Origin of the sequence: Bradyrhizobium sp. NAS80.1 (assembly GCF_001908205.1) — a bacterium.
GTDB lineage: Bacteria > Pseudomonadota > Alphaproteobacteria > Rhizobiales > Xanthobacteraceae > Bradyrhizobium.
This window is the reverse complement of sequence record NZ_LGHL01000252.1, coordinates 1-10,460: the sequence shown is the minus strand read 5'-3', so window position 1 is coordinate 10,460 and position 10,460 is coordinate 1. Positions and strand designations below refer to the sequence as shown.

The following is a 10,460-nucleotide window of genomic DNA, read 5'->3' as shown; positions in this document are numbered from 1 at the left end:
CGCGGCCCGCATAATCCGCTGAACCGCCGGATACGGACCCGTATGTCCGGTGGTGTGGGAGGGGCGGCGTCGCGAGACGCCCCCCTATCCCGATTGGACGGGGGGCTGTCCTCGTTCGGCGAGGTGTCAGATCGCGCTTCGTGACGAGCTGATCCCGGTCTCGCGGCCTTCTCCGCCGGCCACGGGCGCAACTGTCGACCACCACTTCCCCAAGGCATCGATCAACGGCACGAGTGTGTGACCGGCGGAAGTCAGGTCATACTCGACCCGGAGCGGATATCCGTCGAATTCGGTGCGGGTCACGATACCGGCGTCCTCCAGCTTACGAAGCTCGAGCGCGAGCATCCTGTGCGAGATGGTCGGATTGTCCCGGCGCAAGTCGCTGAAGCGCTTGGTGCCCTGCTTCAAATAGTAGATCAGAAGCGTAGGCCAGCGACCGCTCAGAATCTGCATTACCTCCTCGATGGGGCATCTCGAGACGAGATCTTTCATCGGCGACTCCAGGTTACAAAAAAGTTCGTAATTTACTCGGTGCAGCGAATGACTAGGGTCCGCCAACGCTGCGCAGCGTGATCATCAGAAATCACGGAGAATGGATCATGGACCCGATTCTAATCTACGGCTTCCCGATGGGAAGCTCCATGGGACTCGTTGCGGCTCTCGAATGGCTGGGCAAGCCATATCGGCTATGTCGCGTCGATATGTTGGGCGAGATGCGGAGCCCGTCATACGCTCAAATCAATCCGCGACATGAGACGCCCGCGTTCATCACGGAAAAAGGCGCGGTGCTGACGGAAACGATGGCTATCGCAGCCTGGCTCGAATCCAGGGATGTTGAACGGCGCATCAGCTTCGATCCGCTATCGCCGCAAGCCGATCGCATGCATCAGCTCATGGCGTTCGTGAACACTGGCTTTACGGCTGCCTTCTCGCCGCTCTGGGCCGCAATGGAAGGCGAAGCGATGGAGCCCGCCATGAAGTCGGCTCTGCGGGACTTTGGCAGAGCGAAGGTGATCGAGCGCCACGACAAGCTCGAAAGGATGATCGAAGGGAGGGAATTCCTGGTCGGCAACCGGCCGACGCTCGCCGACGCCGTGCTGGCAGGTGTAGCGCGCTGGCTCGACTTCCACGCCGTCGCGGAGAGGCGCCGCTGGCCAAAGCTGGCGGCCCTGCGAGAACGCCTCGAAGCTGATCCTGCCGTCGTCTACGCCACTGCTTTGGAGAACGGAGATACCAATCCGGAAGCCGGATTCTGCACAGGATATGCCGTGCTATCCGACGTCATCGCGCGGTTTGGGAAATAAGCGTCACGAAAGAAGGAGGAGGGATCTCGATCCGCTCCTCCTACTTCACCGGCCGCTTCTCGAGCTTCCGCGCCAGCGTGCGCCGGTGCATCCCGAGCCGCCGCGCCGCTTCCGAGATGTTGAAATCCGTCTCGATCAGCGTCTGATGGATGCGCTCCCATTCCAGGGTCTTGATCGAGGTCGGCCGCGCATCGAGTGCGACTTCGGCGTTGCCTTCGGCCTTGTGAAAGGCGGCCTCGATGTCGTCGGTGTTCGCCGGCTTTGCCAGATAGTGGCAGGCGCCCAGCTTGATCGCCTCGACGGCAGTCGAGATGCTGGCAAAGCCGGTGAGAACCACGATCAGCATTTCGGGATCATGCGTGTGCAGGAGTTCGACGCAGGCGAGGCCCGACGCGCCGCCGAGCTTGAGGTCCACCACGGCATGGCCGAAGGATCGCTGCTCCAGCACTTTGCGCACTTCCTCGATCGAGGCGGCCAGCACGACGTCGTAGCCGCGCCGTTCGAACGAACGCTTCAGCGTGCGCGCGAAGCCGGCGTCGTCCTCGACGACGATGAGCGAACGGTCAGGCGTCAAAGCTGTCTCCGATCGCGAGCGTTGAAAGCGGCAGCGTGATGCGGACGGTGGCGCCGCGCTTCCTGTGGTTCTCGGCGGTCACGCTGCCGCCCAGCTTGCGTACCACGTTCACCACCAGGAACAGACCGAGCCCGCCGCCGGCGCGGCCCTTGCTAGACTGGTAGGGCTTTCCGAGCTGCGCCAGCATCTCCGGCGCAAAACCGGGGCCGCGGTCGCTGATCGACAGTACGAGATTGTCGCCCTCGCGCTCAGCCAGGAGCTCGACCCAGTCGCGCGAGACCTCGTAGGCATTATCGAGCACGTTGAAGATGACCTGCTTCAGCGCGATGTCCGAGACGATCGCGACGTCCTCGCCAAACGTGTTGACGAAATAGAGCGTGCGCGCCGAGCGGGCGTTGCGCCATTCATCGACCAGCGCAGTCACGAAAGCCGTCACTGTCGTCGGCGACGAGCCTTCGCCGCGCGCTTCTCCCGCCGATACCAGGATGCCCGTGACGATCGACTTGCAGCGCTGCAGCGAAGTCTCCATCTCCGCGAGATCCTCGGCGAGCTCCTGGTCGGCCGCGAGATCGGGCATGCGGCGCCAATCACTGAGGATGACCGAGAGCGAGGCGAGGGGCGTGCCGAGCTCATGCGCGGCGCCCGACGCCAGCAGGCCCATGCGGACGATGTGGTCCTGCTCGGCCGCATGCTGGCGCAGTGCCGCCAGATGCGCATCGCGCTCGCGCAGGTTCCGGTTGATGCGGGTCACGAACACGACCAGCAGCACGGCGTTGAGGACGAAGCCCAGCAACATGCCGGCGACGGTAAGGCTGTAGGTCTCGCTGATCGGGTTCGGCGGCAGGTCGAGCGGCCGATAGGCCAAGGTCAACCAGACAAAACTCGCGCAGGTCAGCGCGACCAGCGACCAGGTCGAGCGGGCATCGAGTAGCACTGCGCCCAGCGTCACCTGGAGCAGGAACAGCGAGGTGAAAGGATTGGTGGCACCGCCACTGAGGTAGAGCTGCGCGGTCAGCGCGGCGACGTCGAGCATCAGCGCGACCAGGAGCTCGTTGTTGGTGATCGCGGCGCGGTGGCGCACCCAGACCAGGCTGGAGACGTTGAGCAGTACCAGCGCGCCGATCACGGCGGCCATCCGGTTCAGGGGCAAGGGAATGCCGAGCCAGAAATGCACGCCGCCGATGGTCACGATCTGGCCGACCACAGCGGTCCAGCGCAGCTGGATCAGCAGCGCCATGTTCTTGCGGTTGGTCTCGTCGTCGGTGGGCGCAGCGCCGATCAGCTCGCTGCGCGCGTCCGCCTGCGATTGCAGCGTAACGGCCAGCCCGCCATACGTCCTTCCGTCAGGTCTGCTCGACGATCGTTCCAGCATCTGATCCCGTCCTGCGGGCGGCGGGATCTGGGCCGCCGGCCGGCTCGTGGACGAAGCGTTTGCGGCGGAACAGCCCGCCGCCGAATGTGACGAAAAGTCGACCGGCCAGCATGAAAGCCAGGGCAAACCACGTCAGCGCGTAGATCAGGTGGTTATTGGGAAAGCGGACCACGGTCAATCCGCCGATTGGGGCGCTGCCGGATTGTGATCCGGCGTCGGCATCGACGAAGAACGGCGCGACGTCGTGGAGGCCGCGTGCCGCTGCAATCGCGGCGACATCCCGCGAATACCAGCGGTTGTGCTGGGGCACGTTGTTCCGGAGGAAACCGCCCTTCGGCTCCGTCATGCGCAGCAGGCCGGTGATCTCGACCTGCCCGTCCGGATTGCCATCCTGGCGCGTCGATGCGTCGCGCCGCTCGGAGGGCACGAAGCCGCGGTTGATCAAGACCAGCGTGCCGTCGTCGCGTCGAAGCGGTGTCAGCACCCAATAGCCCGGGCCGTCCTCGGTGACGGCCTGAACCAGCGTCTCGCGGTCATGCAGGAAGCGGCCCGAGACGCTGACGTGCCTGTATTCGTCGTTCGCGGTGGAGACGGTGGGCCATGCCGCCGGCGACGGGACCGGCTGGGCCGGGGCATGGATGCGCTGCTCGACGCGGTCGATCAGCGCCAATTTCCAGGCGCGGCGTTCGATCTGCCAGACGCCGAGTGCGATCAGAATTGCAAAAGCCGTGAGTGAGAGGACCGTGAGCCACAAGGAGGGGAAGCGCGCGGCCTTGCCGCGCGCCCCGCCTGCCTTGCTCGTCACGGCCTCGGTCCTGCTCACTTCGTTCCAGTCATCTGGTGGATCGGCATCATGTTGCTGTTGAGGTGGTTCATGACCCACACCGAGCCGGACATTGCGATCACAACCATCACGATGGTGAAGATCAGCGCCATCATGCTCCAGCCGTTCTCGGATTTGGGGGACATATGCAGGAAGTAGATCATGTGCACGACGATCTGCACTATTGCGAACACTGTGATCACCAGCGCCGTAACCTGCTTGTTGCCGAGCGCTCCGCTCATCACGAGCCAGAACGGCACGGCGGTGAGCGCGACCGACAGCACGAAACCGAGAAGATAGGTCGAGAGCGAGCCGTGCGCGTGGTCGTCGTGATGATGATCAGCAGTGGCGGCGCGAGTTTCGGTGTTCATCGCAGCATTCCCATCAGATAGACAAAGGTGAAGACGCCGATCCAGACCACGTCGAGGAAGTGCCAGAACATCGACAGGCACATCAGACGGCGGCGGTTGGCCTCGATCAGGCCGAAGCGGGCGACCTGCGTCATCAACGTCACCAGCCAGACGAGACCGAAGGTCACGTGCAGCCCGTGGGTGGCGACGAGGGTGAAGAACGAGGACAGGAAGGCGCTGCGCTGCGGCGTGGCGCCCTCATGGATCATGTGAGCGAACTCGGTGAGCTCGATGCCGATGAAGGCGAGGCCGAACAGGCCGGTGATCGCCAGCCACAACTGTGTCTGGCCGATCTTGTTCTGCTGCATCGTCAGCATGGCGAAGCCATAGGTGATCGACGACAGCAGCAGCATCGTGGTGTTCACGGCCACCAGCGACAGGTCGAACAGGTCCTTGGGCGCGGGGCCGGCGGCGTAGTTGCCGCTAAGCACGCCGTAGGTCGCAAAGAGGATCGCAAAGATGAGGCAGTCGCTCATCAGATAGATCCAGAATCCGAGCGAGGTGCTCCAGCCTTCCGGATGCGGGTGTTCGTCGGCGAGGTAGAAGAGCGGCTCGCCCGATTGGGTGGGCTTGATAGCGATCGTCATTTACTTGGCTCCGGCGAGCAGCTTGGTGCGCGCGTCTTCGGTCCGGATGACGTCTTCAGCCGGAATGTCGAAGTCGCGGTGATAGTTGAAGGTGTGACCGATACCGACGGCGAGCAACCCGATGAAGCTCAAAGCGGCAAGCCACCAGATGTACCAGATCAGGCCGAAACCCATTGCGGTGGCCAAGCCGGCGAGGATGATGCCGGTGCCGGTGCTGCTGGGCATATGGATCGGCTTGAACCCGGTGAGCGGACGCTGGTAGCCGCGCTTCTTCATGTCCCACCACGCGTCATTGTCGTGGACGACGGGGGTGAAGGCGAAGTTGTAGTCCGGCGGGGGCGAGGACGTTGCCCATTCCAGCGTGCGGGCGTCCCAGGGATCGCCGGTGACGTCCTTGAGCTGCTCGCGCTTGAGGAAGCTGACCGCGAACTGCATCAGCATGCACATGATGCCGAGCAAGACGAGGACAGCGCCGATCGCGGCGATGATGAACCAGATCTGCAGGCTCGGATCGTCGAACACACGCAGACGCCGGGTCACGCCCATCAGGCCGAGCACGTAGAGCGGCATGAAGGCGAGGTAGAAGCCAGAGACCCAGAACCAGAACGACAGCTTGCCCCAGAACGGATCGAGCTTGTAGCCGAACGCCTTCGGAAACCAGTAGGAGATGCCGGCGAAGGCGCCGAACACCACGCCGCCGATGATCACGTTGTGGAAGTGCGCGATCAGGAACAGGCTGTTGTGCAGGACGAAGTCGGCCGGCGGCACCGCGAGCAGCACGCCGGTCATGCCGCCGATCACGAAGGTCAGCATGAACGCAATCGTCCACATCATCGGCAGCTCGTAGCGGATACGCCCCCGATACATCGTGAATAGCCAGTTGAACATCTTCGCGCCCGTCGGGATCGAGATGATCATGCTGGTGATGCCGAAGAAGGAGTTGACGCTGGCGCCTGATCCCATGGTGAAGAAGTGATGCAGCCAGACCAGGTACGACAGGATGGTGATGACCACCGTGGCGTAGACCATCGAGGTGTAGCCGAACAGGCGCTTGCCGGAGAAGGTCGAGGTGACTTCCGAGAAGATGCCGAAGGCCGGGAGAACCAGGATGTAGACCTCGGGATGGCCCCAGATCCAGATCAGGTTCACGTACATCATCGGGCTGCCGCCGAAATCGTTCGTGAAGAAGTTGGTGCCGACGTAGCGGTCGAGCGAGAGCAGCGCGAGCACGACGGTCAGGACGGGGAAGGAGGCGACGATCAGGACGTTGGTGCAGAGCGAGGTCCAGGTGAAGACCGGCATCCGCATCATGGTCATGCCGGGGCACCGCAGCTTGACGATGGTACAAATCAGGTTGATGCCGGATAACGTGGTTCCGACGCCGGCGACCTGCAGCGCCCATATGTAATAGTCGACGCCGACATCAGGACTGTAGCCGATGTTCGACAGCGGCGGATAAGCGAGCCAGCCGGTGCGGGCGAATTCGCCGATGAACAGCGAGGCCATCACCAGCACGGCGCCGCCGACGGTCATCCAGAAACTGAAATTGTTCAGGAACGGGAACGACACGTCGCGCGCGCCGATCTGGAGCGGCACGACGTAGTTCATCAGGCCGGTGACCAGCGGCATCGCCACGAAGAAGATCATGATCACGCCGTGGGCGGTGAAGACCTGGTCGTAGTGATGGGCGTTGAGATAGCCTTCGGAGCCGCCAAACGCGAGCACCTGCTGGCCGCGCATCATCAGCGCGTCGGCGAAGCCGCGCAGCAGCATCACGATGCCGAGGATCATGTACATGATGCCGATGCGCTTGTGGTCGACGGTGGTGAACCATTCGCGCCAGAGGTAGCCCCAGAGACGGAAATAGGTGAGGCCGCCGAGCAGCGCGATACCGCCGAGCGCGACCACCACGAAGGTGCCGACGACGATCGGCTCGTGCAGTGGCAGCGACTCGATGCCGAGCCGGCCGAAGATGAGCTTGAGAAGATCAGGAGACATGCGAGCTCTCTTTAGGAGTCTGACTTCGGACGTTGTCCGAGGAAGAAGGACGATGACTTGAGCGGCGTGAAGGTCGGCCGCTTCAGGCCGGCGCCGAGCAGCGGCGCGGTGTCGGTGGGAGCCTTGATCGACGCGGTGGTCTGACCCTGCGGCGCATCCGGCGTGCAGGTGCCGGCCACGAAGGTCGGCTCGCCGCCGAGCGCGGTGCCGCGGCGGGCGTACTTGTCGTAGGCCAGCGGCAGGGTGTTGTTCAGGCCTTCATGGCCGAGGCCGCCCTTGGCGTCGATCGCCATCATCTCGCTCGTGCACATCTTGCCGGTCTCGACGCACATGTTGAGGATCAGGCGGTAGAGATCGGAATCGACGGTGCCGTAGTGGCGCACCGGCTCGTTCTGGCTCGGCTTTTCGAGCTGAAGATATTCGGCGCGGCCGAGCGAGCCGCCGGCGGACTTGACGCTGGCGATCCAGGCGTCAAAGCCCTTGTCGTCGAGGCCCTGGAAGTTGAAGTGCATGCCGGAGAAGCCGGCGCCGCTGTAATTGGCGGAAATGCCCCTGTAGGTGCCTGCATGATTGACCACGGCGTGAAGCTTGGTCTCCATGCCCGGCATGGCGTAGACCTGGCCGGCGAGCGCGGGAATGTAGAACGAGTTCATCACCGTGGAGGAGGTGATGCGGAAAGCGATCGGACGATCGACGGGTGCTGCGAGTTCGTTGACGGTAGCGATCCCGTAGTCGGGATAGATGAACAGCCACTTCCAGTCGAGCGCGACGACGTCGACCTCGAGCGGCGCCGTTGCCTGATCGACCGGACGGTCCGAGGCGATGCGGCCGAGCGAGCGGTAGGGATCGAGCAAATGCGTCGCCATCCAGGTTAGCGCGCCCAGACACACGATGATCAGCAGTGGCACCGACCAGATCACGAGCTCGAGCTTGGTCGAGTGATCCCATTCCGGCTCGTAGCGGGCCGCGGTGTTGGACTGGCGATAGCGCCAGGCGAACATCACCGTCAGCGCCATCACGGGGACGACGATCAGGAGCATCAGGACGGTGGAGATGATGACGAGGTCGCGCTGCTGGGCAGCGATATCGCCGGCTGGCGCCAGCACGACGTAGTTGCAGCCGCTAAGCGCGACTGCCAGGGGTAGTAGCGCCAGGATCTTGAGACGAGACACGGGCCGAGCCTTATGAGAATGAGTTTCCTTTGCGGGGCCAACGGGTAGCTGCGGCGCAACAATCCGGACATTGGACAATTTGTCCAATGTTGCAGTGCAGAATGTTGGGTCAGACAGCGCCAGATTGCCTGGCTTCCCGCCGGGCGGTCGGCTTTGGTTTTCAGGACGTTAAGGGCGCACGAATGGCGATGGCACAGACCCCCGCAATGGCAGACCTCCACTCGGGCGAGCACGGCCACGACCAGGCCAGTCCCGGCGAGATTGCCATCGGCGTCATCATCGGCCGCACCTCGGAATTCTTCGACTTCTTCGTCTTCGCGATCGCCTCGGTGATCGTGTTCCCGCGCCTGGTGTTCCCGTTCACGAGCGAGCTGACCGGCACCCTCTATTCCTTCATGATCTTCGCGCTGGCCTTCATGGCCCGCCCGATCGGAACCGTCATTTTCATGACGGTCGACCGGCACTACGGCAAGACGGCCAAGCTGATCTCGGCGCTGTTCCTGCTCGGCACCGCCACCGTCGCGATCGCGTTCCTGCCCGGCTATCACGACATCGGCGTTGCGGCGATCTGGCTCTTGGCGCTGGCGCGCATCGCGCAGGGTCTGGCCTGGGGCGGCGCCTGGGACGGTATGGCTTCGCTCCTGGCGCTGAACGCGCCGTCTTCCAAGCGCGGCTGGTACGCGATGGTGCCGCAGCTCGGCGCTCCGCTCGGGCTGATCGTGGCGAGCGCGCTGTTCGCCTATTTCGCCGGCAACCTCTCGGCCGAAGACTTTTTCGACTGGGGATGGCGTTATCCGTTCTTCGTCGCGTTCGCCATCAACGTCGTGGCGCTGTTCGCGCGCCTGCGCATGGTGACGACAGAGGAATATGCCTCGCTGTTCGAGACCCGCGAATTGCAGCCCTCGCGCATCTCCGAGACTGTCGCGCGCGAAGGCCACAACATCATGCTCGGTGCGTTTGCGCCGCTGGCGAGCTTCGCGCTGTTCCACATGGTCACTGTGTTTCCGCTGTCCTGGGTGTTCCTGTTCACCCGCGAAAGCCCGGTGCGCTTTTTGATCATCGAGATGGTTGCCGCCGTGTTCGGCGTCGCCGCGATCATTGCCTCTGGCATCATCGCCGACCGCGTCGGCCGCAAGTCGCTGCTGATGGGATCGGCCATCGCGATCGCGATCTATAGCGGCTTCGCCCCGCAGCTTCTCGACGCCGGCGCGTTCGGTGAGACGATCTACATGGTGATCGGCTTCATCCTGCTCGGCCTGTCCTTCGGCCAGTCCTCGGGCGCGATCGCCTCGAACTTCAGGCAGGCGTACCGATACACGGCCTCGGCATTAACTTCTGACCTGGCCTGGCTGTTCGGCGCCGGCTTCGCTCCGCTGGTGGCGCTTCTGCTCGCCACCAATCTCGGCGTCATCGCTTCGGGAGCGTACCTGCTCTCGGGCGCGTTCTGGACGCTGCTCGCGCTGTGGCTCAGCGGCCAGCGCGAGGCAGGCGATATGGACGCGGGCGCTTAAAGCCTCCCGCGGACGGGAATAAAACTCGGGCCGGGCGATCCTGTTTGCGGCGCTGCAAACAGGAGATCACATGAACGTCCGGTCCACTCCCGCCCTCCAGCGAAGTTCTCCAAGCCTGGCCTTTGCCACCGTCGCGATTGCGTTGGTTTGCTCGACCGGCCTTGCCCGCGCCACCGGTGACGTCGCGCGCGGCGAGAAGCTCTATAAGGGCTGCGGAGATTGTCACTCGATCACCGAAAACCGTGTCGGCCCGATGCACAAGGGCGTGGTCGGGCGAAAGGCGGGCAGCGTTCCCGGTTACGACTACTCGGCCGATCTGAAGAACTCGGGCATTGTCTGGACCGAGGACAATCTCGACAAATGGCTGGCCGGACCGCAGGCCATGGTCCCGGAAACCAAGATGTTTTTCGATGTTCCGGACGCGCAGGATCGCGCTGATATCATCGCCTTCCTGAAGGAAAAGGCGCGATAGTTGCTGCGAGCTTTATGGCAGTGCGCAGAGGCACCTAACGTGCTCAGGGAGGCCAAAGGCGCGTAGCGCCGTGCCCACCATCTTTCGACGGTCGCGTTAGGGAGTGGTGGGCACGCTTCGCTTTGCCCACCCTTGTATTAGCCCGACCGCTTATATTGAGCCGTTCCGTGAGGAATGGCCCAGCCCGGGTGGCCGCCCGAGCTGGGCCGCCGCTCGATCGGATCGATGCCCACCGAA

11 protein-coding genes are annotated in these 10,460 nt (G+C 63.5%); 3 read left to right on the top strand and 8 right to left on the bottom strand.

From position 1 onward, the window contains the following. Positions 1 to 126: 126 nt before the first annotated feature. Complete coding sequence (locus AC629_RS40195) at positions 127 to 492, bottom strand: winged helix-turn-helix transcriptional regulator (RefSeq protein WP_084810210.1); 366 nt, start codon at positions 490 to 492, stop codon at positions 127 to 129. Between the two features lie 107 nt (positions 493 to 599). Between AC629_RS40195 and AC629_RS40190 the strand changes: the two genes are divergently transcribed. Beyond that, complete coding sequence (locus AC629_RS40190; RefSeq protein WP_084810209.1) at positions 600 to 1,304, top strand: glutathione S-transferase family protein; 705 nt, start codon at positions 600 to 602, stop codon at positions 1,302 to 1,304. 40 nt (positions 1,305 to 1,344) lie between these two features. On the opposite strand, the gene AC629_RS40185 is transcribed toward AC629_RS40190, so the two are convergent. Genes AC629_RS40185 through cyoA form a run of 7 tightly spaced genes read right to left on the bottom strand, consistent with a single transcriptional unit; the run spans position 1,345 to position 8,240 of the window. Continuing rightward, positions 1,345 to 1,878 carry a response regulator transcription factor gene (locus AC629_RS40185; RefSeq protein ID WP_084810208.1) on the bottom strand — a complete coding sequence of 178 codons (534 nt, stop codon included), beginning with the start codon at positions 1,876 to 1,878 and terminating at the stop codon, positions 1,345 to 1,347. Further along, entirely contained in the window at positions 1,868 to 3,250 is a 1,383-nt protein-coding gene (locus AC629_RS40180; RefSeq protein ID WP_084810207.1) for an ATP-binding protein, read from the bottom strand. Before AC629_RS40180 ends, AC629_RS40185 begins: the two co-directional genes overlap by 11 nt. Further along, complete coding sequence (locus tag AC629_RS40175) at positions 3,222 to 4,073, bottom strand: SURF1 family protein (RefSeq protein ID WP_084810206.1); 852 nt, start codon at positions 4,071 to 4,073, stop codon at positions 3,222 to 3,224. Before AC629_RS40175 ends, AC629_RS40180 begins: the two co-directional genes overlap by 29 nt. Next, entirely contained in the window at positions 4,070 to 4,444 is a 375-nt protein-coding gene (gene cyoD / locus AC629_RS40170) for a cytochrome o ubiquinol oxidase subunit IV (protein WP_084810205.1), read from the bottom strand. Before cyoD ends, AC629_RS40175 begins: the two co-directional genes overlap by 4 nt. Beyond that, complete coding sequence (gene cyoC / locus AC629_RS40165) at positions 4,441 to 5,070, bottom strand: cytochrome o ubiquinol oxidase subunit III (RefSeq protein ID WP_074120499.1); 630 nt, start codon at positions 5,068 to 5,070, stop codon at positions 4,441 to 4,443. Before cyoC ends, cyoD begins: the two co-directional genes overlap by 4 nt. Continuing rightward, complete coding sequence (gene cyoB / locus AC629_RS40160) at positions 5,071 to 7,068, bottom strand: cytochrome o ubiquinol oxidase subunit I (protein WP_084810204.1); 1,998 nt, start codon at positions 7,066 to 7,068, stop codon at positions 5,071 to 5,073. 11 nt (positions 7,069 to 7,079) lie between these two features. Then, positions 7,080 to 8,240, bottom strand: a complete 1,161-nt coding sequence (cyoA, locus tag AC629_RS40155; RefSeq protein ID WP_084810203.1) for a ubiquinol oxidase subunit II — start codon at positions 8,238 to 8,240, stop codon at positions 7,080 to 7,082. A 182-nt stretch (positions 8,241 to 8,422) separates the two neighbouring features. Between cyoA and AC629_RS40150 the strand changes: the two genes are divergently transcribed. Next, positions 8,423 to 9,751, top strand: coding sequence for an MFS transporter (locus AC629_RS40150; RefSeq protein WP_084810202.1), 1,329 nt, complete (start codon positions 8,423 to 8,425; stop codon positions 9,749 to 9,751). Positions 9,752 to 9,821: 70 nt separating this feature from the next. Beyond that, entirely contained in the window at positions 9,822 to 10,223 is a 402-nt protein-coding gene (locus AC629_RS40145) for a c-type cytochrome (protein ID WP_084810201.1), read from the top strand. Positions 10,224 to 10,460 lie beyond the last annotated feature (237 nt).